The 15,910-nt window shown below is 55.7% G+C and carries 20 protein-coding genes; 6 read left to right on the forward strand and 14 right to left on the reverse strand.

Annotation, left to right across the window (positions count from 1 at the left end):
* The first annotated feature begins 5 nt into the window (after window positions 1-5).
* A complete protein-coding gene (gene phoQ, locus AC6BYQ_RS12465; protein ID WP_025160271.1) occupies window positions 6-1,463 on the forward strand; it encodes a two-component system sensor histidine kinase PhoQ in 1,458 nt (485 codons plus the stop codon).
* Window positions 1,464-1,547: 84 nt separating this feature from the next.
* On the forward strand, window positions 1,548-2,669 hold the full coding sequence (locus AC6BYQ_RS12470) for a ribosomal protein uL16 3-hydroxylase (RefSeq protein WP_046899336.1): 1,122 nt from the start codon (window positions 1,548-1,550) through the stop codon (window positions 2,667-2,669).
* A gap of 40 nt (window positions 2,670-2,709) precedes the next feature.
* On the opposite strand, the gene AC6BYQ_RS12475 is transcribed toward AC6BYQ_RS12470, so the two are convergent.
* The 14 genes from AC6BYQ_RS12475 to pepT all read right to left on the reverse strand — a co-directional run bounded on the left by AC6BYQ_RS12475 (window position 2,710) and on the right by pepT (window position 12,711).
* Complete coding sequence (locus AC6BYQ_RS12475; protein ID WP_498057023.1) at window positions 2,710-3,798, reverse strand: malate/lactate/ureidoglycolate dehydrogenase; 1,089 nt, start codon at window positions 3,796-3,798, stop codon at window positions 2,710-2,712.
* Between the two features lie 262 nt (window positions 3,799-4,060).
* Window positions 4,061-4,333: a hypothetical protein gene (locus AC6BYQ_RS12480; RefSeq protein ID WP_154747006.1), complete on the reverse strand. Its 273-nt coding sequence runs from the start codon at window positions 4,331-4,333 to the stop codon at window positions 4,061-4,063.
* The gene (locus tag AC6BYQ_RS12485; RefSeq protein WP_498056939.1) at window positions 4,330-4,656 is read right to left on the reverse strand and encodes a pyocin; all 327 of its coding nucleotides are present in this window, start codon (window positions 4,654-4,656) and stop codon (window positions 4,330-4,332) included. The genes AC6BYQ_RS12480 and AC6BYQ_RS12485 overlap by 4 nt, the downstream gene beginning before the upstream one ends.
* Before the next feature lie 111 nt (window positions 4,657-4,767).
* Window positions 4,768-4,932: an S-type pyocin domain-containing protein gene (locus AC6BYQ_RS12490; RefSeq protein ID WP_498056940.1), complete on the reverse strand. Its 165-nt coding sequence runs from the start codon at window positions 4,930-4,932 to the stop codon at window positions 4,768-4,770.
* 137 nt (window positions 4,933-5,069) lie between these two features.
* Window positions 5,070-5,180, reverse strand: a complete 111-nt coding sequence (locus AC6BYQ_RS12495; protein WP_498057024.1) for a hypothetical protein — start codon at window positions 5,178-5,180, stop codon at window positions 5,070-5,072.
* Window positions 5,181-5,321: 141 nt separating this feature from the next.
* Window positions 5,322-5,597 carry a colicin immunity domain-containing protein gene (locus AC6BYQ_RS12500; protein ID WP_498056941.1) on the reverse strand — a complete coding sequence of 92 codons (276 nt, stop codon included), beginning with the start codon at window positions 5,595-5,597 and terminating at the stop codon, window positions 5,322-5,324.
* Window positions 5,594-5,920 (reverse strand): colicin D domain-containing protein, encoded by a 327-nt coding sequence (locus AC6BYQ_RS12505; RefSeq protein WP_498057025.1) that lies wholly within the window; start codon window positions 5,918-5,920, stop codon window positions 5,594-5,596. The genes AC6BYQ_RS12500 and AC6BYQ_RS12505 overlap by 4 nt, the downstream gene beginning before the upstream one ends.
* Before the next feature lie 176 nt (window positions 5,921-6,096).
* Window positions 6,097-6,354, reverse strand: coding sequence for an immunity protein (locus tag AC6BYQ_RS12510; RefSeq protein WP_498056942.1), 258 nt, complete (start codon window positions 6,352-6,354; stop codon window positions 6,097-6,099).
* A 253-nt stretch (window positions 6,355-6,607) separates the two neighbouring features.
* On the reverse strand, window positions 6,608-6,865 hold the full coding sequence (locus AC6BYQ_RS12515) for a colicin immunity domain-containing protein (protein WP_498056943.1): 258 nt from the start codon (window positions 6,863-6,865) through the stop codon (window positions 6,608-6,610).
* Between the two features lie 5 nt (window positions 6,866-6,870).
* On the reverse strand, window positions 6,871-7,395 hold the full coding sequence (locus tag AC6BYQ_RS12520) for a colicin D domain-containing protein (RefSeq protein ID WP_498056944.1): 525 nt from the start codon (window positions 7,393-7,395) through the stop codon (window positions 6,871-6,873).
* A gap of 166 nt (window positions 7,396-7,561) precedes the next feature.
* Window positions 7,562-7,819 carry a bacteriocin immunity protein gene (locus AC6BYQ_RS12525; protein WP_498056945.1) on the reverse strand — a complete coding sequence of 86 codons (258 nt, stop codon included), beginning with the start codon at window positions 7,817-7,819 and terminating at the stop codon, window positions 7,562-7,564.
* Between the two features lies 1 nt (window position 7,820).
* Window positions 7,821-9,896: an S-type pyocin domain-containing protein gene (locus AC6BYQ_RS12530; protein ID WP_498056946.1), complete on the reverse strand. Its 2,076-nt coding sequence runs from the start codon at window positions 9,894-9,896 to the stop codon at window positions 7,821-7,823.
* Between the two features lie 157 nt (window positions 9,897-10,053).
* Window positions 10,054-11,184: a tail fiber domain-containing protein gene (locus AC6BYQ_RS12535; RefSeq protein WP_498056947.1), complete on the reverse strand. Its 1,131-nt coding sequence runs from the start codon at window positions 11,182-11,184 to the stop codon at window positions 10,054-10,056.
* A 297-nt stretch (window positions 11,185-11,481) separates the two neighbouring features.
* Window positions 11,482-12,711, reverse strand: coding sequence for a peptidase T (pepT, locus tag AC6BYQ_RS12540; protein ID WP_019454794.1), 1,230 nt, complete (start codon window positions 12,709-12,711; stop codon window positions 11,482-11,484).
* A 57-nt stretch (window positions 12,712-12,768) separates the two neighbouring features.
* On the opposite strand from pepT, the gene AC6BYQ_RS12545 reads away from it, so the two are divergent.
* The 4 genes from AC6BYQ_RS12545 to potC are packed head-to-tail and all read left to right on the forward strand — an operon-like array spanning window position 12,769 to window position 15,806.
* Window positions 12,769-13,059 (forward strand): hypothetical protein, encoded by a 291-nt coding sequence (locus tag AC6BYQ_RS12545; protein ID WP_139285533.1) that lies wholly within the window; start codon window positions 12,769-12,771, stop codon window positions 13,057-13,059.
* A gap of 8 nt (window positions 13,060-13,067) precedes the next feature.
* Complete coding sequence (potA, locus tag AC6BYQ_RS12550) at window positions 13,068-14,183, forward strand: spermidine/putrescine ABC transporter ATP-binding protein PotA (protein ID WP_019454793.1); 1,116 nt, start codon at window positions 13,068-13,070, stop codon at window positions 14,181-14,183.
* Window positions 14,167-15,027 (forward strand): spermidine/putrescine ABC transporter permease PotB, encoded by an 861-nt coding sequence (gene potB / locus AC6BYQ_RS12555; RefSeq protein ID WP_019454792.1) that lies wholly within the window; start codon window positions 14,167-14,169, stop codon window positions 15,025-15,027. The genes potA and potB overlap by 17 nt, the downstream gene beginning before the upstream one ends.
* Entirely contained in the window at window positions 15,024-15,806 is a 783-nt protein-coding gene (gene potC, locus AC6BYQ_RS12560) for a spermidine/putrescine ABC transporter permease PotC (RefSeq protein WP_498056948.1), read from the forward strand. Before potB ends, potC begins: the two co-directional genes overlap by 4 nt.
* Window positions 15,807-15,910 lie beyond the last annotated feature (104 nt).

The raw sequence follows: 15,910 nt of genomic DNA on the forward strand, positions 1-15,910 counted from the left end.
ACATGATGTTCAACAAGAATAAAAAACCGTTTTCGCTACGCGCCCGTTTCCTGATGGCGACCGCCGGGGTGATCCTGGCGCTGTCGCTCTCTTACGGTTTGGTAGCGGTCGTCGGCTATATCGTCAGCTTCGATAAAACCGCCTTCCGCCTGCTGCGCGGCGAAAGCAACCTGTTCTTCAGCCTGGCGCAGTGGAAAGACAACAAGCTCACCATCGCCATTCCCCCCGACATCGATCTCAACTTCCCCACGCTGGTGTTTATCTACGACGATAAAGGCAACCTGCTGTGGAGCCAGCGCAAGGTGCCGGAGCTGGAGAAGCTGATCAACAAAGAGTGGCTGGAGGAGTCCGGCTTCTACGAAATTGACACCGATACCCGCATCAGTAGCGAAGTGCTGGGGGACAACCCCAAAGCGCAGGATCAGCTGAAGAATTATGATGATACCGATCAGAATGCGCTGACCCACTCGGTGGCGGTCAACACCTATGCCGCGACGGCACGGCTGCCGGCGCTGACCATCGTGGTGGTCGACAGCATTCCGCAAGAGCTGCAGCGCTCCGACGTGGTGTGGGAGTGGTTCAGCTATGTGCTGCTGGCCAACCTGCTGCTGGTGGTGCCGCTGCTGTGGCTGGCGGCCTATTGGAGCCTGCGGCCGATCAAGGCGCTGGTCAATCAGGTGGGCGAGCTGGAGAACGGCGAGCGCGATCAGTTGGATGAGAATCCGCCCAGCGAGCTGCGCGGGCTGGTGCGCAATCTGAACATTCTGGTGCGCAACGAACGCCAGCGTTACACCAAATATCGCACCACCCTGTCGGATCTGACCCACAGCCTGAAAACGCCGCTGGCGGTGCTGCAAAGCACCCTGCGTTCACTGCGCAGCGGCAAGCAGACCACCATCGAAGAAGCCGAGCCGATCATGCTGGATCAGATCGGGCGCATCTCGCAGCAGATCGGTTACTACCTGCACCGGGCCAGCATCAACTCCGGCCAGACGGTGTTGACGCGCGAGATCCACTCGGTGCCGGCGCTGCTCGACAGCCTGGTGGTGGCGCTGAACAAGGTTTATCAGCGCAAAGGGGTGGTGATCACGCTGGACATCTCGCCGGAAGTGACCTTTATGGGCGAGAAGAACGACTTTATGGAAGTGATGGGCAACGTGTTGGAAAACGCCTGCAAATACTGCCTGGAGTTCGTGGAAATCACCTCGCTGCACTCCGAGAAAAACCTCACCATCGTTATCGACGATGACGGCCCGGGCATCCCGGAAAGCAAGCGCCAGCTGATCTTCCAGCGCGGCCAGCGGGTGGATACCCTGCGGCCCGGCCAGGGCCTTGGCCTGTCGGTGGCGGCGGAGATCATCGAGCAATACGACGGCGAAATCGTCATCAGCGACAGCCCGCTCGGCGGCGCGCGCATGCAGGTTACCTTCGCCCGCCAGCACGACACCCACCACAACGAGTAAATTATGCCTCTGCGGCCCCGATCCACGGGGCCAAACTTCCGTTATAATCGCACTCAGGCTCACTCCTCTATCCTGGAATAGAACATGGATTATCAATTAGATCTGGACTGGAACGATTTTTTGCAACGTTATTGGCAAAAGCGTCCGGTGATTCTGAAGCGCGGCTTCAAAAACTTTATCGATCCGATCTCCCCGGATGAGCTGGCCGGGCTGGCGATGGAAAACGAAGTGGACAGCCGTCTGGTCAGCCACCAGGACGGCCGTTGGCAGGTTGCGCACGGCCCCTTCGAGAGCTTCGACCACCTGAGCGAAAACAACTGGTCGCTGCTGGTGCAGGCGGTGGACCACTGGCATGAGCCTTCCGCCGCGCTGATGCGCCCGTTCCGCCAACTGCCGGACTGGCGGATGGATGACCTGATGATCTCCTTCTCGGTGCCGGGCGGCGGCGTCGGCCCGCACCTCGATCAGTACGACGTGTTCATCATTCAGGGTACCGGCCGCCGTCGCTGGCGCGTTGGGGAAAAAACGCCGCTGAAACAGCACTGCCCGCACCCGGATCTGCTGCAGGTGGAGCCGTTCGACGCCATCATCGACGAAGAGATGGAGCCGGGCGACATTCTCTACATTCCGCCGGGCTTCCCGCATGAAGGCTACGCGCTGGAAAACGCGCTCAACTACTCGGTGGGCTTCCGCGCGCCGAACGGCCGCGAGCTGGTGAGCGGCTTCGCCGACTACGTGCTGGCACGCGAGCTGGGCAGCAAGCGCTACGGCGATCCGGACGTTACACTGCGCGAACACCCGGCGGAGATCCTGCCGCAGGAAGTGGACGCCTTACGGCAGATGATGCTGGATCTGGTGCAACAGCCGGAACACTTCCAGCACTGGTTCGGCGAGTTTATCTCCCAGTCGCGCCACGAGCTGGATCTGGCGCCGCCGGAGCCACCGTATCAGGCCGGGGAAATCTACGAACTGCTGCAACAGGGTGAAGCCCTGCAGCGCCTGGGCGGGTTGCGCGTGCTGCGCATCGGCGATCGCTGCTTCGTCAACGGCGAGCTGATCGACACCGACCAGCTGCAGGCCGCAGACGCCCTGTGCCAGCACTTCAGCGTCGACGCCGCCCTGCTCGGCGACGCGGTGGACGATCCGTCGTTCCTGGCACTGCTGACCGCGCTGGTCAACAGCGGCTATTGGTACTTTAACGACTGATTGCCGTCACGCGAACAAGCCACCCTTCGGGTGGCTTTTTTTATGCCTGCCGCGCCTGCGCGCGATAATCCGCCAGTTCCCCCGCCGTCATGCCGGCCTGCGCCGCCGCAGCGCAAATCTGCTGCCAGGTCGTGGCGTCGATCGGAATGCCCCGCTCCAGCCGCGCCGCGCGGTTGGCCTCCTCCCACTCTCCCGGCACCGCAATCGGCTGTTCGCCGCTCGGCGGCGAAGCTTTGACCCAGCCGATAAACGCTTCGGCTTCGGCCTGCATTTGCGGGGCGTCGAAAGCCTGAGGATCGAGGATCAGGGTCGTCATGCAGTTGAAGATGGCGTCGCTGTCGGCTTTCAGCGTAGCGTCATGGGTGGTGCGGCCGCCGGAGAGCGCGCCGCCGAGGATTTCGCACATCGCCGCCAGCGCGTAGCCTTTGTGCAAACCGAACGGCAGCAGCGAACCGAACGGCGCTTCGTGCATCACTTTCGGCTCGGTGGTCGGCTGACCGTGTTCGTCGATCAGATAGCCCGGCGCCACCGCCAACCCTTTGTTATAGGCCACCCGCGTCTTGCCGAAAGCGATGCCGCTGGTGGCGAAGTCCAACAGCAGCGGCGTGCGGCCCGGCCGCGGGAAAATGGCGCAGAACGGGTTGGTGCCGAAGCGGCGATCGCTGCCGCCAAACGGCGCCACCATCGGATCGCCCACCACGTTGACGAAGTGAATCGAGATGAAACCGGCGCGGGCGCACTGTTCCGCCCAATGGCCGATGCGGCCGATATGGTGTGCGTTGTGTAGCGCCACCGCCGCCAGACCCAGCTCGCCGGCGCGCTCAATGCCCAGCGCCATCGCTTCGCTGGCCACCACCTGACCGAAGCCGCGTGCGCCGTCGAGCGTCAGCACTGCGCCGGCGTCGCGCACCACCTCGGCATGTTGATTAAGCTGCAATTGCCCCTGCGCCAACGACGCCATGTAGCTGGGGATCATGCCGACGCCGTGCGAGTCGTGCCCGGCCAGATTGGCCTGCACCAGATGGTCGGCCACCAGCTCGGCTTCACGCGCCGTGCTGCCGGCCTGGCGCCAAATCGCCTGAACGAACTGCGCCAAATGCGGGCTGGCGATGCGGTATTCGGTGCTCATCATGCGGTCCTTATGCGTGGGGAATAGGCTTCCACACTATGAGCAACGCCTTGTTGCGGCAAGCGATTATGCCGATCGCAAGCGTCCCGTTTTACCTACAGTATCCGCACGTTAACCCAGGCGACAAAAAAGCGAGGGCCGCTACTTTAGCCACCCGGCATAAAGGCTTGCGTTATGGCGCCCCCACCAGCCAAAAAAGAAACCCCCAACAAAATTTCGTTTGCCGGGGGTTAAAGAAGCACGAATCAGACCATAACCACGGCTATTCGATACCGTATTTTTTCTCGGCTACGAATTTCGGCTCTTTCCAATTGGGACCTTTTTTAACAAGCATTTTGTCACCCCATTCAATCACGCCATTCTGACGTAACTGTTCGAACACCCGCCTGAATTCACCATTCCCAATTACTGTAAAATTATGGCGGCTAAAGAATCGATCCATTTGGGGATAACCAAACCCATCCTCATTTCTCACCAAAAAGGCAATGACGTCAGAAATTTTTTCTTCTTTTGCCAAGCGTTCTAAATCAATCATTTTAGCATCCTCAACTCTTGTTGTTCAGCAGCGTCTAAAGCCTCCTGCGTATAGAGCAAAGCCTCGCTGTTGCCTAATTGATAATCTTCCAACGTCGCAGTATGCGTATTATTCCACACTTCCCCTTGATTATCTGGCACCGAGCCATCTCTAATACCCAAATTGCGATAACGCTCCAATTCTCTGATCTCATGTGTATAAAACCGCCTGTCAGTATCGGTGGGGTGCAGTTCTCCCTTCAGGATCTTTTCCAGGCGGCCGATCATCACTTTGTTAGCGTCTGACTCTGTAAAACGCCCAGTATGCAGTTTTACTTTATCCACGCCGGCACGGTCGATGCTGGCCCCTTTCCAATCCAGATTCTGAATGGGGCCTCCAGCGTTATTGGTGTTGTATTCACGACCGCTGTATTTGCCCCTGGCGTTGGTTTCACCCTAGGGCTTACTCACCATCACATAGATGGCCTCTACGCCAATCTCCGTCGCAACCGGCTGCCACAGGATAAAGTCTTGCCGATCCTGCACCACATCCGCCGGGAAGGTGGTGACCACAATGCTGTCCGCCTGCCTGATGCTGGACCTTGCTGGGCAACCGAGCAACCGGCATTGAATTAGCTCTTCACTTCCTTATCACCGTGAAAAAAAGAAAATGCCCAATAGACTCTCGTCTATTGGGCATCGGTTTTATTTTCACTAAAAATTCTGACAGATCTTTTTACTATTCGTTAAACCCATATTCAGATAAAATAAAATTTATTAAGAACAGTAATTACTTCTTTCTTCAATTCAATTTCGTCCAGTTCAGACTCCGCTCGATCAGGCGCAGGATTATAGCAGTCAGCAAGAATGAAGTCTCACTCCGCTCATAAAACCACCGCATCCAGATATATCTCCCCATTTTCTTCTGTTGGATCCATCTTCCATTCGGAGATTAAAGCACCATCGATATAAAACTGCTTAGCGTATATCGCTAATCTTAGAATTAAAAATCAAAGAAGGTGGAAACGCTCCAGAGTATCCTTCACTTCCTTTTTTAATCCATCAGCGTCTAGCTCACTTTCTCTACGATTCGGCTGAGCTGTATAACAGTCAGCAAGAATGAAAAGCTCTGACGCGCATTCGCCAACACGCTGGCTATCCTTCGCTAGCTGTCCTGAGTTGCTTTCCTCCTTCCATATTGTGAAGAATTGCGACTCAAAATCATCGGCAGTTAACTTTGAGCTTACAAGCTCCCTTGCTATTTCTATTAATTTCATACTCATCATAAAACTCCTGTATTTATATAGCCATTATACTGTGGGGTTCTTGGCGTTAAATGCCATCCTGATATAAACACCCCATCTTTATCAAGCACAACGACATTATTTGTTCTTGAGTTGAAAAACACCTTAGCCCCTTTCTCTCGTCTATAAGTCCCTTTCTCTACCGTATCCTTATCATTCAAATGGGCCTCGAGCGCATCGCGATATTGAGTCAGAGTCTCTCTGTTTTTTCTGGTGTCCGCAATACCAAAATCACTCGCGTGCTTGTACTTTTTATCCAGTTGCTGACGCGTAAAACGCCCCGAGTCCAACGGATCACTGACCATCACATAGACAGCTTCAACCCCGGTTTCCAGCGCATCCAGCTGCCTAATGCCGGTGCCGACCCGGTCGGTACTAGGTTTATTAGTATCGTTCTGCCCGGTACATCACCAAAAGAAAACCCCCAACAAACTTTCGTTTGCTGGGGGTTAAAAATACACTAATCAGACCATAACTATAGCTATTCGATACCGTATTTTTTCTCGGCTACGAATTTCGGCTCTTTCCAATTGGGGCCTTTCACTACTTTTCCATTTTGATCTTGAAGCACCCCTTTTTGGAATAATGCATCGTAAGTAGAAGAGAGCTCCCCACTGGAAATTGCATCAAAGCGATTATAGGTATATAGCCGATCCAATTTACGGTAATCAGAGGTCGGCCCCAAAAAAGTTAGTACATCTTCTACACTTTCATTTTTAACCATATCTTTTAAAGGCATTATTTCTTTCCTCCCATAGCATCTTTCATCGCCTGTTCATATGCGGCTTGTAGGGCCCCATCTGTATAAAGCGCCTGTTCCTTTTCATTTATTCTATAGTCTTCAAGCGTAGCAGTATGAGTATTATTCCATACGGCCTTCTGTGTAAGGGTCACTTTTGTTAACTATTCTGTCACTATGTAGACGGTTCTTTCTAGCGTCCCTAATACTCAGATAAGTTCAAATCTACGAGAGCACCTATTCTAATAATTGTTCAGATAAAATTGAATTTTTCCAGTGCCGTTATAACTGCAACACGCAATCCGGCATCATCAAGTTCATAGTCAGTACGTTCTGAATCAGGGTTGTAAACTTCAGCTATCATAAACAGCTCTTCCCCACAATTCATAACGTCTCTATCCTGATCCTTAACCCCATAGAGCATACGTCTTTCTACACATATTTTTTCGGAGAACTCCAATGCCCCGATCTCTTTACTTAGAAAACTCTTAGCCAGATCAATAATTGCCATCCGATTCATAAATCCCCCGTATCTAAATATATCCTACCGTTATCTGCGTCTGGATTTATCTTCCACCCTGATAAGAAATCGCCGTTTTCTTTTAAAACAACAACGTTCATTGTGTTAGGATTGAAAAACACCTTAGATCCTTTTTCTCGTCTATAAGTCCCTTTCTCTACCGTATCCCTATCATTCAAATGAGCCTCGATCGCATCGCGATATTGAGTCAGAGTCTCTCTGTTTTTTCTGGTGTCCGCAATACCAAAATCACTCGCGTGCTTGTACTTTTTATCCAGTTGCTGACGCGTAAAACGCCCCGAGTCCAGCGGATCACTGACCATCACATAGACAGCTTCAACCCCGGTTTCCAGCGCATCCGGCTGCCACAGGATAAAGTCTTGCAGATCCTGCACCACATCCGCCGGGAAGGTGGTGACCACGATGCTGTCCGCCTGCCTGATGCCGGTGCCGGTATGCACTGGCGATTTGGCTTGGAGCCAGAGAAACCAGTTCCAGATCAGCTTTATGCAACCAGCCATCCGTCCCTTGCCACTCACTTTACCCGGTGTTTACTTTAGACTGCGCAGCACCTTCAAATAGTTAATCGAGCTGATTAAATACGAAAAACGCCCAACAAACGCTAGTTTGCTGGGCGCAGCTGAAATGCTCATTGCAGTTTAATCATCATAAGACGATTAGACACGGTTACCCTTGTTTGAAGCAAGGCTTCCCGTTCTTGGCACGCCATTCCTTAACTGTCTTAGTTACCCCTTCCGCTGAGTTATCCGCACCAGAAACCGGATGATAGATGAGATCCCAGCCATCGGGGTGTTCCGTTAACTGGCTAAATTGATAAATAGCATCATCATGCTCTGCTTCTGTAGGAAAATCGGCTTCTTTTATCCTCCTTACAAAATCAATAAATTGATTCTCTGTAAAGTCAGAAATATTTTTAATCGTCATCTTACTTTCCTTTATGAATTTCGATATGTCGCTTAGGTGTCACCACATTAAGGTTATCGACATTGTAAACTTCCCCACCTTTCGCCACTTCGTCCCAGTGATGAATCTCATACTTAACTCTTTTACCTACTGAATCTTTAAACCTGACTGTTGGGGCTCGACCCAGTTTCAAACGCTCCATGTCATCAGAACCAAACTGTTTACTTAACTCAGGATCTGCGGCCACTGCTTTCCAGAAAGCACTTCTGAAAGAATCAAAGCTCGCAAACTCCCGCCCACGCAGTTTGTCCGCAATCTGACGGGGAACCGGGGAACCCAGTTCCTGACCTGCTGAATTCAACCAGCCGTCTCCCACTTGCTGTCCTTTGCCGCTCACTTTACCCGGAGTATATCTCGGACTGCGCACCATCACATAGACAGCTTCAACCCCGGTTTCCAGCGCATCCGGCTGCCACAAGATAAAGTCTTGCAGATCCTGCACCACATCCGCCGGGAAGGTGGTGACCACGATGCTGTCCGCCTGCCTGATGCCGGTGCCGGTATGCACTGGCGATTTGGGCCCCGGTGAGCCGTTGCCGGTATGCGCCGGCGCAGCCGGCCCAGTCGGCACCGGGTTGATCAGTATCGTTCTGGCCGGTGCGCCCGCCACTGCTGGCAGCGTGATTTTGTCCAGCCCTGTCAGCTCATCGCGAACGGGTCTGAATACCGGCACGCTCGGCGATACGCCGCCAACCCCCGTCCTGACAAAGTTGACGCTCTGTCTCCCGTCGTCGTCGGTGGTGATAAACCCGCGCACCGGCAAATCGACCGAGGTCATGCCGGGCTGAATGGTCGCCCGGCCCGCTGCAGCCAGGCTCGCCTGGAGGGCAAACAAATTGACATCCCGCCCGGGTACCCGGTCGCTCCCTGCACCGACCTCCGTCGGGTAGAAACCAAGGGCAAAAGCCCCCAGCACCGATCCGGCGGCGACCACAGTGCCGGCGCGTATACTGCCAATTTCGTAGGCTGCCCGCCACGACGCGCTCGCTGCCCAACCGGCCAGTTCGCTCGTGGTCGTCATCACGCCTTGCCCGATTACCGACGTCTGCAGCATCGCGGGCGCACGGTTGAGCACCATGGCGCCTGCCGCCGCCAGCGCCGCATTGGCCGCTTTTAGCTTTTCCGGCGTATACGCCGGAGCGTCCATAATACCCGCTTTGGCGAACAACGCTTTTCTGGCGGCTTCCACCTTGCGGGCCTCTTCAGCCTTACGGGCTTCCTCGGCTTTGCGAGCCTCTTCGGCCTTGCGAGCTTCTTCGGCTTTGCGGGCCTCTTCAGTCTTACGAGCTTCCTCAGCTTTACGGGCCTCTTCGGCCACTTCTCGTTCTACCTGTTTAAATTGTTGGTAGGCCGAGGTCAAAGAAGACACTTCGACATTACGTTGCCGGTAACCTGTGCGATCGCTCCCTTTTCCGCCTCCGTTGATCTCATACCGTTCTGTAATTTCAGTCATCACCCTATTATTATCAAGCCAGAAACCCGGTGGGATTTTTCCATTAAGCATCTCGGAATAGGTGGCTAATGACACCTTATCTTCAGCGGTAGAATTGTTACCATTATTGTTCCCGTTGGGTGCGCTCTGATAATTACCGATCTTATGGCCAGTATCAATATGACCGACAAAACCGGTCACTCCAGATTTATTAAAATCAAAACCAATGACATTTTTTAATTGTGGCTCAGACTTTAATGCGTTACGCACACCTATTTCATCAACAGCGCGAACGTCACTTACCTGAATCTGCAATCTGCCACTATCATCCAACCCCGTCAAAGATACTGAGGCATAAGGTGCAAGGGCTCGTCTTATTTTCAGCAAACTACCCAGTATACTCTTGACGCTAGGGTCATTTTTGATGGCATTGACCTGTCGTTGCTTCGCAGCCTCTCGGGAGTTCCCGCTGCTGCTACTGTCTCTGCCGCCATTACCGTTCGAGCCGCCTGGCGTCGAACCATCAGGTCGAGCATTGAGATTATCGCCGCTGCCGCCCATATAATCTCCGGCGGTAGGACCATGGCCATTCAGTTCCTGTGGCATATTATTTTCTCCTGGATATTACTATTCCATCAGATGCACTGAAGGCGATTTATTCCCGGTCTGGCAAACGTCGACACGCAAAAATATTTCCGAGTCGCTGAGTTCTCAATTTGATTCCCGGCTTGGAGAGATTGAATAAATCGCCGTTTTATTATCGTTATTGGCTGGAAATCATGCCTTCCAACGCCGCCAACCGCGATTCCAGCCTTTCTCGGGCCGCTCGCTCTTCCTTAAGCGCCTCAACCAGCAGCGCCACCACACCGTTGATATTGATGCCCCGCGCATCCTTCAGCACGCTGCCGTCGTTGAGCTTCAATTCGGTTTGGGTTACCGACTGCGGCAATACGCTCTCTACTTCCTGTGCAATCACCCCGGCTTCCGGCACGCCCTGTTTGAGGTAGGTGTAACCACCGATATTGGCCAGCTTGTCCAATGCGCCTTCGATTTGGGTGATGTCCGTTTTCATGCGGGCGTCGGAGCTGCTGTTCCAGGCGCCGTTGGCGTAGGCGTGGCCGTCGTTGCGGAATTCATACCATCCTTGCGCCCCGCCGTTAGCCACATGCAGCCCCACAAAGTGGTGCTGACCGATGCGTTCATAATGATAAAAGTCGGCAAACAGATCGCCCTTGCCCTGTATACGCATCGCGTTAGTAATACGATCGGCATTATTGTTAGTGTCGAAATTACCTGCGGCCACGATCCAACCGTGGGCGTTGCGCTTTACCAACTGCCCGACAGAAAGCTCGCTATTCGCTCTCACTTGCAGCTCGTTCCAGTTCCCTTGCCAATCCCGGTAAGAAAGTAAACCGTAGTCTTCTTTACCGGCGACAACCCGTGAGCCCATCATCATGGTGGTGGTTGTGTTACCGCTGGTGAAATCGGTATATACCGGAGGCGCAGAGTACATTTGCCCATTAATCAGCGGCGCTGGCCCAGTTATAACCGCCCGAATACCCGCATTATGCGATACCATCGCACCACCGGAAATATCAACGCCGTTGCCGAGTGCAACCCTGCCGGAAGCCAGGCTGAAAGCGAAAGGGCGCAAGGTGTTCCATTGCCCGTTTTGAGCTTGCCCAGCCGGGGTTGTCAGTAAGTAGAAGGCCTCACCATCGTTACGCAGCATCACGCCGGTGTTGCCATTTGCCAGCCGAAAACCGTTGGCCGATTTGGAGACGATTTCACCGTCGCTGATCACGCGCTGGCGCAGCGTAGACAGCGATTTCAGTTCGGCAATATCTTCGTTAACGCCGTTAATCACCTGAGCATTTTTCTTTTCTTCTGCCATGATTGTTACCCTCTTACGTCCTGTTTGATGGCGGTTAACAGCGCTCATTCCCCCAGCATTCCCTGGCCACTGGGCTCACCGCACCGAAGCTGTAAACCGATTGAGCACACAGAAGACTGTATGCATAACCAGCATTCTATATCGAAGGATAACGGGATTCCCTCACCACGGGTTGTATGGTGAAGGGGACAACAATGAGGCAGGGAACGACAAGAGAACGGCGGGCACGCTGAGCCCGCCGGGCGTATCAGAAAAGGGAATGCGGGCCGGCGCAAGCCGGCCGGGGAACGAAGGCGTTTACCGCGCCCGCTCGGCGGCCAGCGCCGCGATGCGCATGATTACCGCTACCGCTTGCTCCATGCCCTCCAGCGTCACGAACTCGTGCTTGCCGTGGTAGTTGTAGCCGCCGGTGAACAGGTTCGGGCACGGCAGGCCGCGGAACGACAGCTGCGCGCCGTCGGTGCCGCCGCGGATCGGTTTCATCACCGGTTCGATGTCGCAATCGCGCATCGCCTGCTGCGCCAGCGCGATCACGTGCGGGTGCTCCGCCACCTGTTCGCGCATGTTGTAATAGCTGTCTTCGATGCTCACTTCTATATAGCAATCGCGCGGCAGGCCTTTGCCGACCTCGCGGGCGATGTCCACCATCTTGCGCTTGCGCGCCTCGAACCCTTCACGCTCGAAGTCGCGCAGGATGTAGTGCATTTCGGCACGCTCTACGCTGCCCTTGATGCTGCTGAGGTGATAAAAGCCCTGGTAACCTTCGGTGGTTTCCGGCGCTTCGTCCGCCGGCAGCGCCTGATGAATGCGGGTGGCCAACGACAGCGCGTTGACCATCACGCCCTTGGCGCTGCCGGGGTGCACGCTGTTGCCAAGGATTTTGATCGTCACCGAGGCGGCGTTGAAGTTTTCGCACTCCAGCTCACCGACGCCGCCGCCGTCCACGGTATAGGCCCATTCGGCATTGAAGGCCGCGACGTCGAACAGCTGCGCCCCCTTGCCCACCTCTTCATCCGGGGTAAAGGCCACGCGAATGTCGCCGTGCGGGATTTTGCGCGCGCGCAAGCGCGCCATGGCGGTGAGGATCTCGGCGATGCCGGCCTTGTCATCGGCACCCAACAACGTTTTGCCGTCGGTGGTGATCAGCGTCTGCCCCAGCATCTGATGCAGGATCGGGAACATCACCGGCGACAACACCTCATCGCCGATGCCCAGCGCAATGTCGCCGCCGCGATAGTTCTCGACGATCTGCGGATTAACGTGCTTGCCGCTGAAATCCGGCGAGGTATCCAGATGGGCGATAAAGCCGACCGCCGGCACCGGCCAGGCGACGTTGCCCGGCCAGGTGCCCATCACGCAGCCGTGTTCGCTGAGCGACACCCGCTCGAAACCGAGCGCGATCATTTCCTGCTGCAACGCGCGCGCCAGCTTCAACTGCCCGTCGGTGCTCGGCACATGCTTTACGTTCGCTTTGGACTGGGTGTCGAAAGAGACGTAGTTGAAAAAGCGGTCAAGTAATTTGTCCATGGTAGCGGCCCCTCAGAATATCGCGTTTCATTATGCGGAACCGATCAGGATCAAATATTGCGTCAGGTCATTTTTAACCAGAATTCGCCAATATCATTAATCTTTGTGATGATTTCAGAGGGAAATAACACTGTCATCACAGGGTCATTTGTCGCTATCATGATGAAAAACGCGGCATCTGGGCCGGATCGGCTTTCAATTCCGGCATTCAGCGTCTATCATGCGCGCTCGAAAAATTTCCATTGGCGCAACTGGTTTGAGCTTCATTTGATCAGCGGGCATTCCCGCAAGCTCCGGCAGTCTTTTCCAGTTGCGGTTCTATCTGCATTAGCCCACGGGATAGAGTAAGACGATAAATGACTGAGACATCCTCTCGCGCACCCCTTGTTGAACTGCATGCCCTGAGCAAAGCGTTCGATGGCAAAACCATCATTGCCGATCTCGGACTGACCATTAACCACGGCGAATTCCTCACTATTCTCGGCCCCTCCGGCTGTGGCAAAACCACGGTGCTGCGCCTGATCGCCGGGCTGGAAGACGCCGATCGGGGCCGCATCGTGCTCGACGGCCAGGACATCACCGCAATCCCGGCCGAACATCGCCACGTCAACACCGTGTTTCAGAGCTATGCCCTGTTTCCGCACATGTCGGTGTTCGATAACGTCGCCTTCGGCCTGCGCATGCAAAAGGTGCCGGCGGCCGAACTGACGCCGCGCGTCGAAGAAGCGCTGCGTATGGTGCAGCTGGACGACTTCGCCCAACGGCGGCCGGGCCAGCTCTCCGGCGGCCAACAGCAGCGCGTGGCCATCGCCCGCGCGGTGGTCAACAAGCCGAAGGTGCTGCTGCTGGACGAATCGCTGTCGGCGCTGGACTACAAGCTGCGCAAGCAGATGCAGAACGAACTCAAGGCGCTGCAGCGCAAGCTGGGCATCACCTTCGTGTTCGTCACCCACGATCAGGAAGAAGCGCTGACCATGTCGGATCGCATCGTGGTGATGCGCGAAGGCCGCATCGAGCAAGACGGCACGCCGCGTGAGATCTACGAAGAGCCGAAGAACCTGTTCGTCGCCAGCTTCATCGGCGAGATCAACATCTTCGACGCGGTGGTCCTGCAACGCCTCGATCCGCAGCGGGTGCGCGCCAACGTCGAGGGCCGCGAGTGCGACATCTACGCCGATCTGCCGGTAGAACCGGGCCAAAAGCTGAAGGTGCTGCTGCGTCCGGAGGATCTGCGGGTGGAAGAAGTGAACGACAGCGCGCAACACGACGGGCTGATCGGCTACGTGCGCGAGCGCAACTACAAAGGCATGACGCTGGAATCGGTGGTCGAGCTGGAGAGCGGCAAGACGGTGATGGTCAGCGAGTTCTTCAACGAAGACGATCCGGACGTCGATCACTCGCTCAATCAGAAGATGGCGGTGACCTGGGTCGAAAGCTGGGAGGTGGTGCTGGCCGATGAAGAAATCGCGTAAAGTCTTCCAGAATGTGGTGATCGTCGGCGTCGTCGCCTGGCTGCTGCTGTTCGTCTTCATGCCGAACCTGATGATCATCGGCGCCAGCTTCCTGACCCGCGACGACGCCAATCTGGTGCAGATGGTGTTCACGCTGGACAACTACCGCCGCTTGTTCGATCCGCTGTATGCCCAGGTGCTGCTGCACTCGCTGAACATGGCGCTGATCGCCACCCTGTGCTGCCTGGTGATCGGCTACCCGTTCGCCTTTATCCTGGCGCGGTTGCCGCAGAAGATGCGGCCGCTGCTGCTGTTTCTGCTGATCGTCCCCTTCTGGACCAACTCGCTGATCCGCATCTACGGCCTGAAGCTGTTTCTCAGCACCCGCGGCTATCTCAACGACGCGCTGCTGTGGATCGGCGTCATCGACAAGCCGCTGCGCATCATGTACACCTCGGAAGCGGTGATCCTCGGCCTGGTGTATATCCTGCTGCCGTTTATGGTGATGCCGCTCTACTCCAGCATCGAAAAGCTCGATAAATCCTGCCTTGAGGCGGCGCGCGATCTCGGCGCCAGCAAGCTGCAAACCTTTGTCCGCATCATCGTGCCACTGACCATGCCGGGCATTATCGCCGGCTGCCTACTGGTGGTGCTGCCGGCGATGGGGCTGTTCTTCGTCGCCGATCTGATGGGCGGCGCCAAGAATCTGCTGATCGGCAACGTGATTAAAAGCCAGTTCCTCAATATCCGCGACTGGCCGTTCGGCGCGGCCACCAGCATCTGCCTGACGCTGGTGATGGGGCTGTTGCTGCTGGTTTATTACCGGGCCGCACGCCTGCTGAACAAGAAGGAGGATCTGGCATGATCGGACGTCTGCTGCGCGGCGGCTTTATGACGCTGGTATACGCCTATCTGTATATCCCGATCGTCATTCTGATCGTCAACTCTTTCAACGCCTCGCGCTTCGGTATCAGTTGGCAAGGGTTCACCACCCAGTGGTACAGCACGCTGCTGAATAACGACAGCCTGCTGCAGGCGGCGGGCCACTCGCTGACCATGGCGGTGCTCTCCGCCACCTTCGCCACGCTGATCGGCTCGCTGACCGCGGTGGCGCTGTACCGCTACCGCTTTCGCGGCAAACCGTTCGTCGGCGGCATGCTGTTCGTGGTCATGATGTCGCCGGATATCGTGATGGCGATTTCGCTGCTGGTGCTGTTCATGCTGCTCGGCATTTCGCTCGGCTTCTGGTCGCTGCTGTTCTCGCACATCACCTTCTGCCTGCCGTTTGTGGTGGTGACCGTTTACGCGCGCCTGAAAGGCTTCGACGTGAAGATGCTGGAGGCCGCGCGCGATCTCGGCGCAAGCGAGTTCACCATTCTGCGCAAGATCATCCTGCCGCTGGCATTGCCGGCGGTAGCGGCCGGCTGGTTGCTGAGCTTCACCCTGTCGATGGACGACGTGGTGGTCTCCTCCTTCGTCACCGGGCCAAGCTACGAGATCTTGCCGCTGAAGATCTATTCGATGGTGAAAGTCGGCGTTTCGCCGGAGGTCAATGCGCTGGCCACCATTTTGCTGTTGCTGTCGCTGGTGCTGGTGATCGCCAGCCAGTGGGTGATGCGCGATCGATCGCCCAAGGCCGAGTAATCGTTCCCGCCGGGCGCTGCGGCGCCCGTCTCTTTCATTGGCCACAGTGATATGCCAGCGGCCGTTTTTGCTCGCCCCGACTCGGTTAACCCGCTGATTTGCCG

The sequence above is a fragment of the Serratia sp. LTN-2 genome, assembly GCF_059740205.1.